The organism is Thioalkalivibrio sulfidiphilus HL-EbGr7 (assembly GCF_000021985.1).
Classification (GTDB): domain Bacteria; phylum Pseudomonadota; class Gammaproteobacteria; order Ectothiorhodospirales; family Ectothiorhodospiraceae; genus Thioalkalivibrio_A; species Thioalkalivibrio_A sulfidiphilus.
Map to the genome: position 1 here is coordinate 880,458 of NC_011901.1, position 14,195 is coordinate 894,652.

At 65.4% G+C, this 14,195-nt stretch carries 13 protein-coding genes and 1 pseudogene; 10 read left to right on the plus strand and 4 right to left on the minus strand.

Annotated elements, in window-relative coordinates; genetic code table 11:
• The 4 genes from rluD to TGR7_RS04040 all read left to right on the plus strand — a co-directional run bounded on the left by rluD (position 1) and on the right by TGR7_RS04040 (position 5,155).
• Positions 1-948 carry a 23S rRNA pseudouridine(1911/1915/1917) synthase RluD gene (gene rluD / locus TGR7_RS04025; protein WP_012637394.1) on the plus strand — a complete coding sequence of 316 codons (948 nt, stop codon included), beginning with the start codon at positions 1-3 and terminating at the stop codon, positions 946-948.
• A gap of 173 nt (positions 949-1,121) precedes the next feature.
• On the plus strand, positions 1,122-1,850 hold the full coding sequence (pgeF, locus tag TGR7_RS04030) for a peptidoglycan editing factor PgeF (RefSeq protein WP_012637395.1): 729 nt from the start codon (positions 1,122-1,124) through the stop codon (positions 1,848-1,850).
• Positions 1,851-2,018: 168 nt separating this feature from the next.
• Positions 2,019-4,592, plus strand: a complete 2,574-nt coding sequence (clpB, locus tag TGR7_RS04035; protein WP_041440920.1) for an ATP-dependent chaperone ClpB — start codon at positions 2,019-2,021, stop codon at positions 4,590-4,592.
• A 269-nt stretch (positions 4,593-4,861) separates the two neighbouring features.
• Positions 4,862-5,155 carry a hypothetical protein gene (locus TGR7_RS04040; RefSeq protein ID WP_012637397.1) on the plus strand — a complete coding sequence of 98 codons (294 nt, stop codon included), beginning with the start codon at positions 4,862-4,864 and terminating at the stop codon, positions 5,153-5,155.
• 67 nt (positions 5,156-5,222) lie between these two features.
• On the opposite strand, the gene TGR7_RS04045 is transcribed toward TGR7_RS04040, so the two are convergent.
• Positions 5,223-5,777, minus strand: a complete 555-nt coding sequence (locus TGR7_RS04045) for a hypothetical protein (protein WP_012637398.1) — start codon at positions 5,775-5,777, stop codon at positions 5,223-5,225.
• Positions 5,778-5,950: 173 nt separating this feature from the next.
• Here TGR7_RS04045 and TGR7_RS04050 point away from each other — a divergent pair, with 173 nt between their 5' ends.
• Genes TGR7_RS04050 through TGR7_RS04065 form a run of 4 tightly spaced genes read left to right on the plus strand, consistent with a single transcriptional unit; the run spans position 5,951 to position 9,117 of the window.
• Positions 5,951-6,874, plus strand: a complete 924-nt coding sequence (locus tag TGR7_RS04050; RefSeq protein WP_012637399.1) for a selenium metabolism-associated LysR family transcriptional regulator — start codon at positions 5,951-5,953, stop codon at positions 6,872-6,874.
• Between the two features lie 45 nt (positions 6,875-6,919).
• A complete protein-coding gene (locus TGR7_RS04055; protein ID WP_012637400.1) occupies positions 6,920-7,663 on the plus strand; it encodes a type 1 glutamine amidotransferase in 744 nt (247 codons plus the stop codon).
• Positions 7,600-8,034, plus strand: coding sequence for a Crp/Fnr family transcriptional regulator (locus TGR7_RS04060; protein WP_420084769.1), 435 nt, complete (start codon positions 7,600-7,602; stop codon positions 8,032-8,034). Before TGR7_RS04055 ends, TGR7_RS04060 begins: the two co-directional genes overlap by 64 nt.
• 6 nt (positions 8,035-8,040) lie before the next feature.
• A complete protein-coding gene (locus TGR7_RS04065) occupies positions 8,041-9,117 on the plus strand; it encodes an AI-2E family transporter (RefSeq protein WP_012637402.1) in 1,077 nt (358 codons plus the stop codon).
• Positions 9,118-9,298: 181 nt separating this feature from the next.
• Here the strand turns inward: TGR7_RS04065 and TGR7_RS04070 are convergent.
• From TGR7_RS04070 to TGR7_RS04080, 3 genes and pseudogenes are all read right to left on the minus strand, one after another.
• Positions 9,299-10,712: pseudogene (locus TGR7_RS04070) on the minus strand (PhoH family protein).
• Positions 10,713-10,848: 136 nt separating this feature from the next.
• Entirely contained in the window at positions 10,849-11,364 is a 516-nt protein-coding gene (locus TGR7_RS04075) for a peroxiredoxin (protein ID WP_281054573.1), read from the minus strand.
• A 73-nt stretch (positions 11,365-11,437) separates the two neighbouring features.
• Entirely contained in the window at positions 11,438-11,992 is a 555-nt protein-coding gene (locus tag TGR7_RS04080) for a glycine cleavage system transcriptional repressor (RefSeq protein ID WP_012637405.1), read from the minus strand.
• Positions 11,993-12,152: 160 nt separating this feature from the next.
• On the opposite strand from TGR7_RS04080, the gene dapA reads away from it, so the two are divergent.
• Together dapA and bamC are read left to right on the plus strand one after the other, a co-directional pair.
• Positions 12,153-13,037 (plus strand): 4-hydroxy-tetrahydrodipicolinate synthase, encoded by an 885-nt coding sequence (dapA, locus tag TGR7_RS04085; protein WP_012637406.1) that lies wholly within the window; start codon positions 12,153-12,155, stop codon positions 13,035-13,037.
• Positions 13,038-13,129: 92 nt separating this feature from the next.
• Positions 13,130-14,188 carry an outer membrane protein assembly factor BamC gene (bamC, locus tag TGR7_RS04090; protein ID WP_245523026.1) on the plus strand — a complete coding sequence of 353 codons (1,059 nt, stop codon included), beginning with the start codon at positions 13,130-13,132 and terminating at the stop codon, positions 14,186-14,188.
• Positions 14,189-14,195: the final 7 nt, after the last annotated feature.

A 14,195-nucleotide genomic window follows, 5' to 3' on the forward strand; every position in this document is an offset into this window, starting at 1 on the left:
TTGTCCGGAGAGCTTGAAGTCATTCATTTACAGGGGGAAGTGCCCGAGGCGCTGTCCGGTCAGAGGTTGGACGCCGCCCTGGCGCGCATGTTCCCCAGCTATTCCCGCAGCCGCATCCAGCAGTGGATGGAGGCGGGCTGGGTGCGTGTGGACGGCGAGACGCCGCGTCGCCGGGACACCGCCCTGGGCGGTGCCCGGGTGGTGATCGAGGCCCGGGTGGAGGCGGCCTCCGAGGATCGGGCCGAGGACATCCCCCTGGAGGTGATCTACGAGGACGACAGTCTGCTGGTGATCAACAAGCCGCCGGGCCTGGTGACCCATCCCGCCGCCGGCAACCGGGAGGGCACCCTGGTCAATGCCCTGCTGCACCACGCCCCGGATCTCGCCGCGCTGCCCCGGGCGGGCATCGTGCACCGCCTGGACAAGGAGACCTCCGGTCTGCTGGTGGTGGCGCGCACCCTGGAGGCCCACACGGACCTGGTGCGCCAGCTCCAGGCGCGCACCGTGGGCCGGGAATACCTGGCCCTGGTGCAGGGCGTGATCGTGGCCGGCGGCACCGTGGATGCGCCCATCGGGCGCCACCCGGTGGACCGCAAGCGCATGGCGGTGGTCGCCGGCGGCAAGGAGGCCATCACCCATTACCGGGTGGAGGCGCGCCTCCCCCACCACACCCTGCTGCGGGTGAGACTGGAGACCGGCCGCACCCACCAGATCCGGGTGCACATGGCCCACGTCCATCATCCCATCGTGGGCGATCCGGTCTACGGCGGGAGACTCAAGGTGCCCGCAGGCCTGTCCGAGGCGGACCAGGCGGTCCTGCGCGGCTTCCGTCGCCAGGCCCTGCATGCGGCGCGCCTGGAGCTGGTGCATCCCGTCACCGGCGAGGAGATGGGCTGGGAGGCGCCCATGCCTGCGGATTTCGCGGCGCTGCTGGAGGCGCTGTGTTGAAATGCGAAGGGTGAATTGGGAAGTGGGAAGTGCAAAACAGCCAGCCCGGGATCAGTCCGGCGAGAAAGTGACAATGCTGTCGTCGGCAAGACAAGTTTCATGCGCAGATGGCGGATTTTCATTTCCCACTTCCCAATTCACACTTCGAACTCTATTCACATTCCCGCTTCACCATGCTTGACCTCCTCCTCCCCAACTGGCCCGCCCCCGATCGCATCGGCGCCGCCTCCACCACCCGCCAGGGTGGGGTGAGCCGCGCGCCCTACGACAGCCTGAACCTGGGCGATCACGTGGGTGATGATCCCGCCGCCGTCGCCGCCAATCGGGCCCTCCTGGTGGACGCGCTGTCCCTGCCCGCCGATCCCCTGTGGCTCACCCAGGTCCATGGCACCACGGTGGTGGATGCGGCGCGCGGCACGGCCGGCGTGCGTGCCGATGCGTCCGTGGCCTTCGAGCCCGGGGTGGTGTGCGCGGTGATGACCGCCGACTGTCTGCCGGTGCTGTTCTGCGACGCGGCGGGGACGAAGGTGGGCGCTGCCCATGCGGGCTGGCGGGGTCTGCATGCCGGGGTGCTGGAGGCCACGGTGCAGGCCCTGGGTGGTGGCGGGGACCTGATCGCCTGGCTGGGTCCGGCCATCGGGCCCGATGCCTTCCAGGTGGGCGCCGAGGTGCGCGCGGCCTTCCTGGACGCAGATCCGGGTGCGGCCGGGGCCTTCCGGCCCGATGGCGAGCGCTGGCTGGCGGACATCTATACCCTGGCGCGGCGTCGCCTGGCTGCCTGCGGCGTCAGGTCCGTGCATGGCGGTGGTTTGTGCACCTGCACCGAGCGCGAGCGCTTCTTCTCCTACCGGCGCGACGCGACCACCGGGCGCATGGCCAGCCTGATCTGGATCAGGCCGTGAGGGCGGTAGGGCAGATTCAAGATTCAAAATTCAAAATTCAAAATTCAAAATTCAAAGGTCAGTCGCCATCACCCTTTGAATTTTGAATCTTGAATCTTGAATTCCCGCCTGCCCCACCCATCTTAGGGGTATTGCCAAAGTTGCCCAGCGAGAATTCAGCTCATGCGAATGGATAAGCTCACCAGCAAGTTTCAGATGGCCCTCCAGGATGCCCATTCCCTGGCCCTGGGCCGTGATCACCAGATGATCGAACCGGCGCACCTGATGATCGCCCTCCTGGACCAGGAGGGCGGCACGGTGCGGCACGTGCTCACCCAGGCCGGTGCCAACGTGAACCTGCTGCGCTCCCAGCTGGGGGAGGCCCTGGAGCGCCTCCCCAGCGTGCAGGGTGCCGAGGGCGAGGTGCACCTTTCCAACGACCTGGGCCGCCTGCTCAACGTCTGCGACAAGCTGGCCCAGAAGCGCAAGGACCAGTTCATCTCCTCGGAGCTCTTCCTGCTCGCCGCCCTGGAGGACAAGGGCACCCTGGGTGAACTGCTCAAGAAGGCCGGTGCCGACAGGCAGGCGGTGGAGAAGGCCGTGGAGGCCATGCGCGGCGGCCAGCGGGTGGACGACCCCAACGCCGAGGAACAGCGCCAAGCCCTGGAGAAATACACCATCGATCTCACCGAGCGCGCCGAACAGGGCAAGCTGGACCCGGTGATCGGCCGCGACGACGAGATCCGCCGCGCCATCCAGGTGCTGCAGCGGCGCACCAAGAACAACCCGGTGCTGATCGGTGAGCCCGGCGTGGGCAAGACCGCCATCGTCGAGGGCCTGGCCCAGCGCATCGTCAACGGCGAGGTGCCGGAAGGCCTCAAGAACCGCCGCCTGCTGTCCCTGGACATGGGCGCGCTGATCGCCGGCGCCAAGTTCCGCGGCGAATTCGAGGAGCGCCTGAAGGCCGTGCTCAATGACCTCTCCAAGCAGGAAGGTCGCATCATCCTGTTCATCGACGAGATCCACACCATGGTGGGCGCCGGCAAGGCCGAGGGCGCCATGGATGCGGGCAACATGCTCAAGCCCGCCCTGGCCCGCGGCGAGCTGCACTGCATCGGCGCCACCACCCTGGACGAGTACCGCAAGTACATCGAGAAGGACGCGGCGCTCGAGCGCCGCTTCCAGAAGGTGCTGGTGGACGAGCCCTCGGTGGAGGACACCATCGCCATCCTGCGCGGTTTGAAGGAGCGCTACGAGGTGCACCACGGCGTGGAGATCACCGACCCGGCCATCGTCGCCGCGGCCATGCTCTCGCACCGCTACATCACCGATCGCCAGCTGCCGGACAAGGCCATCGACCTGATCGACGAGGCGGCCAGTCGCATCCGCATGGAGATCGACTCCAAGCCCGAGGAGATGGATCGCCTGGAGCGTCGCCTGATCCAGCTCAAGATCGAGCGCGAGGCCCTGAAGAAGGAATCCGACGAGGCCTCCCGCAAGCGCCTGGATACCCTGGAAGGGGAGATCGACAAGCTGGAACGCGAGTTCGCGGACCTGGACGAGATCTGGAAGGCGGAGAAGGCCGCGCTCTCCGGCACCGCCCACATCAAGGAGGAGCTGGAGCGGGCGCGCCTGGAACTGGAGACCGCGCGCCGCGCCGGGGATCTCGCGCGCATGTCCGAGCTGCAGTACGGGCGCATCCCGGAGCTTGAGAAGCAGCTGGACATGGCCGCCCAGGCGGAGATGCACGAGATGCGCCTGCTGCGCAACAAGGTGAGCGACGAGGAGATCGCCGAGGTGGTCTCCCGCTGGACCGGCATCCCCGTGTCCAAGATGCTGGAAGGCGAGCGCGAGAAGCTGCTGCGCATGGAGGAGGCCCTGACCACCCGGGTGGTGGGCCAGAGCGAGGCGGTGAAGGCCGTCTCCAACGCCATCCGCCGCTCCCGCGCGGGGCTCTCCGATCCGCGCCGGCCCAACGGCTCGTTCCTGTTCCTGGGCCCCACCGGCGTGGGCAAGACCGAACTCACCAAGGCCCTGGCCGCCTTCCTGTTCGACACTGAAGAGGCCATGGTGCGCATCGACATGTCCGAGTTCATGGAGAAGCACTCCGTGGCCCGCCTGATCGGTGCGCCCCCCGGCTACGTGGGCTACGAGGAGGGTGGTTATCTGACCGAGGCGGTGCGCCGCAAGCCCTACAGTGTGATCCTGCTGGACGAGGTGGAGAAGGCCCATCCGGATGTGTTCAACGTGCTGCTGCAGGTGCTCGACGATGGCCGGCTCACCGACGGCCAGGGCCGCACCGTGGACTTCCGCAACACGGTGATCGTGATGACCTCCAACCTGGGTTCCCAGATCATCCAGGAGATGGCCGGCGAGGAGCACTACGAGGCCATGAAGGCGGCGGTCATGGAGGTGGTGGGCAGCCACTTCCGCCCGGAGTTCATCAACCGGGTGGACGAGGTGGTGGTGTTCCATCCCCTGGGCCGCGAGCAGATCCGCTCCATCACCAGCATCCAGCTGGACGACCTGCGCAAGCGCATGGCCGAGCGGGATCTCAAGCTCGAGGTCTCCGAGGCCGCCCTGGACCGCCTGGGCGAGGCAGGCTTCGACCCGGTCTACGGTGCCCGGCCGCTCAAGCGCGCCATCCAGCACCAGGTGGAGAACCCCCTGGCCCAGGCCATCCTGTCCGGCCGGTTCCTGCCCGGCGACACCGTGCGCGTGGACGTGGCGGGCGACGGGCTGACGTTCTCCAAGGGCGGGTAAAGAGCGGGGTCCGCGAATGAACGCCAATCAACGCAAATGAATGACTGAAACCATAAGCTCGAAGGTTTCCGAAGGCCTGGTTACTGGATCAAGGCAGCTACCGCAGGTGTCTGGGGTCAGCCGTTGAGGCCAGGATCGCATGATGTTCCGTGTTTTATTGGCGTTGATTCGCGTTCATTCGCGGACCCTGCGTTTTTCTTGTGTGAATTCCGCCCGCGCCGGCCATCTGTATTAGACTTGCCCGACCATTTAACCCGGGAGTCCGATCCATGAGCGATGATGCATTGCAGTTGTCCGGTGAACTGGTCCAGCGGATCCAGGACACCCTGTCCGCCAATGACCTCCGTTGCAAGGACCCGCTGGTGGCGGTGCAGTACCTGGCGGCGGTGACCGGTTACATGCTGGCCAGCCAGTCCATGGCCGAGGACCAGAAGCGGGACTACCTGGAGCAGCTCACCGGTTTCCTGCACCACGTGTTCAACGACGTGGTCTCCCAGCAGCGCAAGCCCGCCGCCCCGCCGGCCCAGGAGGCCTCGGGGGTGTGGAGACCGGGGGACGCTTGATTGAAGTGGGAAGTGTGAATTGGGAAGTGCGAAGTTGCTTTTCTTCCCACTTCCAAATTCACACTTCCTACTTGTTCTTCCTCCCCTTGTTGGTCCTCGTCAGTTCCCGCAGCATCGCCTCCTGCTCGTTGAAGGAGGGGATGTGCTTGCGCCCGGTCTCGTCCGCATCCTTGCCCACGGGCTGGTGGCCGGCCCGTTCCGATTCCTTGATGCGCACGTATTCATCCAGGCCCGCGTCGTCGTCGGTGTATCGGCCCCGGAATCCCTGGGGCGGGCGGGTGCCGGGCTTGAGGAAGTGCTGCATGCGCAGGGCCTTGTTGTAGGCGGTCACACGCCGGTCGATCCACACCAGGTCGAAGGCGGCGAACAGCAGGGCCGGCACCAGGCCCGCGAGGATCCAGACCGGGGCCAGGGTCAGGGCCAGGACCAGGCCCAGCAGGCTCAGGCCCGGGTAGACAAACCCGCCCCGGCGCTCGGCCAGGTAGAAGCGGTGCAGGCCCAGGGGAAACAGCACCAGCAGGCCGTAGGCCATCGGCCGGCGTTTCATCTCCTGGGCCAGGGTCATGTTCAGGCGCTGCAGGCCGGCGCCTTCCAGATCCAGTTTCTTCCAGGCTTCGCTCATGTGGGCTTTTATTCCGGGGCTTGGGGAGAGGGAGGAGTGTAGCGGTCGACGGCCCGTCTGCCCATTGACCCCGGCGGTTCGACGGTTACTGTGGCATTGCCGTGCTTGCGGCTATGCTAATATTCAGCCGATTAACCATACTTATTGCCAAGCACAGGGTATCAGGGTCTTTCATGGCTGATCGCCGACTACAGGTCTTCTACACCGTGGCGCGTCTGCTGTCCTTCACCAAGGCGGCGGATGCCCTGCACATGACCCAGCCCGCGGTGACCTTCCAGGTGCGCCAGCTGGAGGATTACTTCAACACCCGGCTGTTCGACCGTACCCACAACCGGGTCAGTCTCACCGAGGCCGGCCGTACCGTCTACGAGTATGCCGAGCGCATCTTCGAACTCTACTCGGAGATGGAGAACTCGGTGCGAGAGCTGACCGGCGACGTGAGCGGCGCCCTGACCCTGGGGGCCAGCACCACCATCGCCGAGTACATGCTTCCCTCCCTGCTGGGGGACTTCAAGAAGAAGTACCCGGAGATCAACATCCGTCTCAAGGTGTCCAACTCCGAGGGCATCGTCTCCATGGTGGAGAACAACATCATCGACCTGGGTGTGGTGGAATCACCGGTGAGCAACCGCAACCTGCTGGTGGAGGTCTGCCAGCAGGATCAGCTGGTGCTGGTGGTGCCGCCGGACCATCCTCTGGCCGGTGAAAAAAAGGCCACCCTGGATCAGATCCTGCTCCAGCCGTTCATCTGCCGGGAGGAAGGCTCCGGCACCCGGGAGGTGATCGTGGATTACATGGCCAGCCAGGGCGTGGATAAGAACGCCCTGGGGGTGTGCCTGGAACTGGGCAGCCCGGAGGCCATCAAAGGTGCCGTGGAGGCGGGCATGGGGGTCTCTATCCTGTCCCGGGCCACGGTGGAAAAGGAGCTGGCGCTCAAGCGCCTGGTGGCCATCCCCCTGGCGCCCCCCCTCGAACGCCCGTTCTCCTTCGTGCGCCAGCGGCAGAAGTTCCGTCTGCGGGCCATGGAGGAATTGCTGGAATTTGCACGCAATTATTGCCAGGTCCATGCTGGCGATCTCCCGCGGACCGACGCCTGAACCGGCACGTCCGCGACATTTGCACAGATCGCCACGGAGTCTTTAATGAAGAACTATCTGGTCGTTCAGCACACCTATTCAGAATTCCTCGGCCTGGTGGAGAGCCAGCTGGAGAAGCGCGACATCGGCTTCAGCTACTTCCGCCCCTTCGTGGGCCAGGAACTGCCCGGCTCCGCCGCCCAGTTCGACGGCCTCTGGCTGCTGGGCGGCGCCTGGCCGCTCACCGACGAGGAGCACAATCCCCAGGTGAGCGACGAACTCAACCTCATCAGGGTGTTCCAGAAGGCCGGGCGGCCCATCGTGGGCTTGGGCATGGGCGGCCAGCTGGTGGCCATGGCTGCCGGCGGCACGCCGAAGGCGGAACCCATGCACACGGCGAAGTTCGTCACCGCCAGCAAGACCGCCGCAGGCGAGGGCGACCCCATCGCCGAGGAACTGGACGGGCGCCGCGTGCTGGTCATGTACAACGGCGACGTGGCCCTGCCCGAAGGCCTGGAGCCCATCCTGGTGGACGAGGATGGCCACTGGCTGGCCGTGCGCCCGGACCCGCTCAGCTATGGCCTGCTGTTCCGTCCCGAGATGAAGCCCGGCATGCTGGAGGACATCATCATGGAGGCCAGGCACAACCCGCCGCCCCACATCGGCGAGCTGCTCGGCGAGGCGCGCATGGAGTGGAACCAGATGCAGGAGACCACCGCCCTGGTGCTCAAGGGCCTGGTGACCGGATTGTCCCTGATGCAGGAACGGCGCAAGATGCCGGTGTTCAACCTCAGGGTGGAGACCCAGTGATCCCATCCGTTGGCATGACGGGCGGTGCCGGAGAGCAGGGCAAGCGCCTGCTCAAGCTGTTCCGTGAACTGTCCGAGGAACAGCAGCGCACGTTGCTGTCCTTTGCCGAGTTCCTGGCCAGCCAGGGTGAGCAGGCACCCCGCGAGATCCCCGAGCCCGAGGCCATCCCCCGTCCCGAGGGGGAGAGCGTGGTCAAGGCCATGAAGCGTCTCTCCGCCACCTACCACATGCTCGACAAGTCCAAACTGCTCAACGAGACCTCCGCGCTCATGGCCCAGCACGTCATGCAGGGTCGGCCCGCCGAGGAAGTGATCGACGAGCTGGAAGTGGTGTTCGAGATGCATTACAAGCGCGTCACCGGACGGGAGTAAGGCCAGGTGATCGGTCCGCTGCGCGCCTGGTACGACCGGCATTTCTCTGACCCCCAGGTGGTCATCCTGGCCCTGTTGCTGATCTTCGGCACGGCCGTGGTGGTGTTCGCCGGGCGGCTCATCGCACCGCTGCTGGCCAGCCTGATCTTTGCTTATCTGCTGGATGGTGCGGTGCAGAAGCTGCAGCGCTGGCACATGCCGCGCCTGGCGGCCGTGATCCTGGTGTTCGTGGTATTCGTCACCCTGTTCATCATCACCCTGCTGGGCCTGATCCCGCTCCTGTCCCAGCAGGTCACGCAGCTGGTGCGCGAGCTGCCGGCAATGATCGCCCAGGGGCAGTACGTTCTGATGGAGTTGCCGGAGCGCTATCCCCAGTTCATCTCCGAGGAGCAGGTGCGCGACCTGATCGTCGCGATCCGCGCCGAGGCGACCCTGCTGGGCCAGCGCATGGTGTCCCTGTCCCTGTCCTCGGCCATGCACCTGGTGACCTTCCTGGTGTATCTGATCATCGTGCCGCTGATGGTCTTTTTCCTGCTCAAGGACAAGGAAGCCATCCTCGCCTGGATCACCGGTTTCCTGCCCCGTGACCGCGGCCTGGCCAGCGAGGTCTGGGCCGAGGTGAACGTGAAGATCGCCAGCTACGTGCGCGGCAAGTTCATCGAGATCCTGATCGTCTGGGCGGTCACCTATGTCACCTTTACCCTGTTCGGCCTCAATTACGCCATGCTGCTGTCGGTGATGGTGGGGCTGTCGGTGATCATCCCCTACATCGGCGCGGCGGTGGTGACCATCCCCGTGGCCATGGTGGCCTTTTTTCAGTGGGGCCTGGGCAGCGAGTTCGTCTGGGTGCTGGTGGCCTACGGCGTCATCCAGTTCCTGGACGGCAACGTCCTGGTGCCGTTGCTGTTCTCGGAGGTGGTCAACCTGCACCCGGTGGCCATCATCGCCGCGGTGATCGTGTTCGGTGGCCTCTGGGGCCTGTGGGGCGTGTTCTTCGCCATCCCCCTGGCCACCCTCATCCAGGCGGTGATCCGTTCCTGGCCACGGCACGGTGAGGTGCCGAGCTCGGAAGAGAAGGCCTGAAATTCCCTTTGCCGCAGAGGCGCGGAGGAACGAAAATATCGGACAGGATTTACATGATTCACAGGATGTCAAAAAATCATTTGGGCTTTTGTCATTTAATCCCGTTAATCATGTAAATCCCGTCGATTTCTTGGTTTTTTTGCCTCTGCGCCTCAGCGTCCCTGCGGCAATCATTCCATCCTTACAGCGTCGCCGACGCGTAATCCGCCAGCCGTGAACGTTCGCCCCGGGTGAGGGTGATGTGGCCGCTGTGGGCCCAGTCCTTGAAGCGGTCTACCACGAAGGTCAGGCCGGAGGTGGTCTCGGTGAGATACGGCGTGTCGATCTGGGCGATGTTGCCCAGGCATACCACCTTGGTGCCGGGGCCGGCGCGGGGTGATGAGCGTCTTCATCTGTTTCGAAGTGAGGTTCTGGGCCTCGTCGAGGATGATGAAGCGGTTGAGGAAGGTCCGTCCGCGCATGAAGTTCAGGGAACGGATCTTGATGCGGCTTTTCAGCAGATCGTTGGTGGCCGCACGGCCCCAGTCGCCGCCTACCTCGGACTTGGTGAGCACCTCCAGGTTGTCCATCAGCGCGCCCATCCACGGCGTCATCTTCTCCTCCTCGGTGCCGGGCAGGAAGCCGATGTCCTCACCCACGGGCACCGTCACCCGGGTCATGATGATCTCCTTGTAGAGATTGTCCTCCAGCGTCTGTGCCAGGCCCGCCGCCAGGGTCAGCAGGGTCTTGCCGGTGCCGGCGGCGCCGACCAGGGAGATGAAATCGATCTGCGGGTCCATGAGCAGGTTCAGGGCGAAGTTCTGCTCGCGGTTGCGGGCGTTGATGCCCCAGACCGTGTGGCGCGGGTTCATGTAGTCCCCGGCTATCTCAATCACCGCTTCCTCGCCCGCCACCTCCCGCACCATGGCGGTGAAGGGCTCCTCGCCCTGCAGGTACAGGAACTGGTTGGGATGCCACTGGGTCACCATCGGCCCGTGCACGCGGTAGAAGGTGCGACCGCTTTCCTGCCAGGAGTCCATGCGCTTGCCGTGCTGTTCCCAGAAGTCGGTGTTGAGTTCGCAGCGTCCGCTGTAGAGCAGGTTGACGTCGTCCAGCACCTGGTCGTTGTAGTAGTCCTCCGCGTGGATGCCGATCACCGCCGCCTTGATGCGCAGGTTGATGTCCTTGGACACCAGGGTGACGTCCACGTCCGGGCGTTCCTGCTGCAGGGCCAGTGCGGTGCCCAGGATGGTGTTGTCCGGGGTGTTGCCCGGCAGGCTGTCGGGCAGGCTCACGGGCATGGCGCGGGTCTGGAAGAACAGCCGGCCGCTGCTGCCGAAGGCGCTCTCGGCCAGGCTCTCGCTCACCAGGGGCAGGCCCTTGGCGATTTCCGCATGGGTGGCGTCGGCCATCAGTTCATCCACGAAGCGGCTCACCTGGCGCACGTTGCGCGCCACTTCAGAGACACCCTTCTTGCTGCGGTCCAGCTCCTCAAGGACCACCATGGGCAGGTAGATGTCGTGCTCCTGAAAACGGAACAGGGCGGTGGGGTCGTGCATCAGCACGTTGGTATCCAGGACGAACAGACGTTTGCCGCGGATTTCTTTCTTCACCATGGAAGGGCTCCTGGCACTGTGTGCGTGGACTGTGGGTGCGTGGATACAAAAACGCCGCAGAACCCCGAGGGGCGCTGCGGCGTGTGGAACGCGGTGGACTGCCTGGATCTGCGCGGGGTTCGCGGCATGTGCGGTGTCAAAGCTCCTTGATGGCCTCCAGGACATCGTCAACGTGGCCGGGCACCTTCACCTTGCGCCACTCCCGGCGCAGCACGCCCTGCTTGTCGATCAGGAAGGTGCTGCGTTCGATCCCCCTGACCTGTTTGCCATACATGTTTTTCATCTTGATGACGTCGAACAGGGTGCACAGGGATTCGTCCTCGTCGGAGAGCAGGTCGAAGGGAAAACCATACTTCTCCTTGAACTTCTCGTGGGACTTGAGGCTGTCCCGGGAGACCCCCAGCACCGCCACGCCCTGCTTGCCGAGCCTGGCGTACTGCTCGGTGAAGTCCTTGCCCTCGGTGGTGCAGCCGGGTGTGTCATCCTTGGGGTAGAAGTAGATCACCACGTGCTGTTTGCCCTTGAAGTCCGAGAGACGCACGGTCTTGTCGCCGGTGGCGGGGCGTTCGAAGTCGGGGACGGGTTTGTCGAGGGCGACTTGGGGCATGAGGGGCCTCTTCTGATGTTGGTTGTCCTGGTGCTTTGAAGGCAAGTGAGAAGTGTGAATTGGGAAGTGCGAAGTAAAGGCTTTCTTTCCCACTTCCCAATTCACACTTCTTACTTGTTCATCCTTTAATCGGTTCGATCACCCCGTCCAGGTTCAGTTCATCGCAGAAATCCAGGAAATCGTCCCGCAGGCTGGCGATGTGCTCCGTGGCGGGCAACTCCACCGTCAGGTGGGCGGCGAACATGGGGGTGGCCGTGTGCGCCGCGTTGTAGGCGTGGGTGCTCATCTCCTGGATGTTGATGCCCCGGGCGGAGAAGAACCCCGCCAGCTGGTGCACGATGCCAGGCTGGTCCAGGGCCACCACGTCCACGCCATAGGGCAGGGCCCGGGCGCTGGGGGAGCGTTGGGTGGTGCGCTGGCTGATGATCTCCAGGAACTGCTGCTTGCGCAGTTGATCCAATGCATTGTCGAGCTTGCTCAGGGTGTTCCAGTTGCCGGAGGCGAGCATGATCACGGCGAAATGCCCACCCAGCACGCTCATGCGGCTGTCCTCGATGCTGCAACCGCTCTCCAGCACCGCCCTGGACAGGCTTTCCACCAGGCCGGGACGATCCTCGCCGATGGCGGAGATGACCAGGTGAGTGCTGTGCTTGGGGTCCGGTTTGCGGGTCATTGAGGATCTTCGGGCTCGGATGGAAGGTTGCTGTAAGAGTATCAGGTCACAGACCCGGGGCGCCATGCCCGCCTGAACGGCCCGCGGACCGGGGTCTTGCTTGATCCCGCGGGGGTGCGGTGAGTACCATGTCCCACTTGGTCTGGCCTCGGAGGTTTCGATGTTTCACGGCAGTATGGTGGCCCTGGTGACGCCCATGGAGGCAGACGGTTCCGTCTCCGACGCATCCCTGGCGGAGCTGGTTGAGTTCCACATTCAGAAGGGCACCGACGCCATCGTCGCCGTGGGCACCACCGGCGAGTCCGCGACCCTGGATTTCGACGAGCACTGCGAGGTCATCCGCAAGGTGGTGGATCGGGTGGCGGGGCGCATCCCGGTGATCGCCGGCACCGGCGCCAATTCCACCTCCGAGGCCATCGAACTGACCCGCTGCGCGATGCAGGCCGGGGCCGATGCCTGCCTGCTGGTGACCCCCTACTACAACAAGCCGACCCAGGAAGGCCTGTACCTGCACCACAAGGCCGTGGCCGAGGCGGTGCCCATCCCGCAGATCCTCTACAACGTCCCTGGCCGTACCGCAGTGGACATGCACAACGACACCGTGGTGCGCCTGGCGGAGATCTCCAACATCGTCGGCCTGAAGGATGCCACCGGCGACCTGGACCGCGCCCGGGACCTGGTGGCCCGCTGCGGCGGGAAGATCGACCTCTACAGTGGCGATGACGCCACCGCCATGGAGTTCCTGCTGCTGGGCGGCAAGGGCGTGATCTCGGTGACCGCGAACGTGGCCCCTGCCGAGATGCACCAGATGTGCGAGGCGGCGATGCGCGGCGATCGTGCAGCCGCCGAGGCCATCAATGCCCGCATCGACCTGCTGCACCGCAACCTGTTCCTGGAAGCCAATCCGATCCCCGTGAAGTGGGCCCTGGAGCAGATGGGTCTGATCCCCCCGGGGATACGTCTGCCCCTGACCCGCCTGTCCGAACGCTTCCATGCCCCCGTGCGCGAGGCCCTCGCCGCCGCGGGCATCACCCTCAACGCCTGATACCCGAATCCATGTCCCTGAAGCCCTTGCTGTCCAAGTCGTTCCCTGTCCTTGTTGTTTCCCTCCTGGTCATCAGTCTGAGTGCCTGCGGCATGTTGGGCGACCGACGCGATACCGCCCATCACGGCGCCACCACCGGCCGTGCCCTGGAGGTGCCGCCGGATCTGCTGCCGCCGGAGGTGGACGCCACCTACCGCATCCCGGCCCGAGGCGATGGCCGCGTCAGCGCCGTGGAGGCCGAGCGTCGTCAGCAGCCCTCGGGCATCCTGGGCGCCGGTGTCTCCGCCGATGGCACCGTCGCCGAGGTGGCCCCCCGGGAGCTGGGTGATGTGGCCGTGCGCCGCGACGGCGCCGTGCGCTGGCTGGAGATCCGCGCCGAGCCCGAGCAGATCTGGCCCTCGCTGCGCGCCTTCTGGCAGGAGCAGGACTTCGAGCTGCGCCGGGACGAGCCGCGCATCGGCATCATGGAGACCGACTGGAAGGAGACCCGACTGGGCGCGCCCGTGACCGGTTTCCGGGCCACCCTGGGCCGCACCCTGGGCACCCTCTATGACGCCGGACTGCGCGATCAGTACCGCGTCCGACTGGAGCGGGAGTCCGAGGGCGTGACCGCCCTGTTCCTGAGCCATCGGGGCGTGGAGAGCGTGGCCACCACCCAGGAAGGCGCCGGCATGCGCTGGGTACCGCGGCCCGCGGATCCTGAACTGGAGGCGGAGATGCTCACCCGCCTGCTGGTGTTCCTGGGCCAGGAGGATGCCGCGGCCCGCACCGCCCTGGATGCGGCCGATCACGGCACTCAGATACGCGAGCGCGAGGTGGATGGCCAGCCGGGCATCGAGCTGAGCGGCGAGTTCACCTCCGTGTGGCGTCGTGTGGGCCTGGCCCTGGATCGCGCCGGCCTGCTGGTGGATGACCAGGACCGTAGCCGTCGCGTCTTCCACGTGACCTACAACCCCGACACGGCCACCCAGAGCGGCTTCTTCAGCCGCATGTTCCGGCGTGAGACTCTGGACGCCGGCGCCCGCTACCAGATCCACCTGGTGCAGGAGGGCGACTGGACCCGGGTGACCGTACGCAGTCGCGAGGGTGAGCTGCTGCGGGCCCCCGAGGCGCGCAGCGTGCTGGTTCGTCTGCAGGAAGAACTGCGTTAGACCCGCC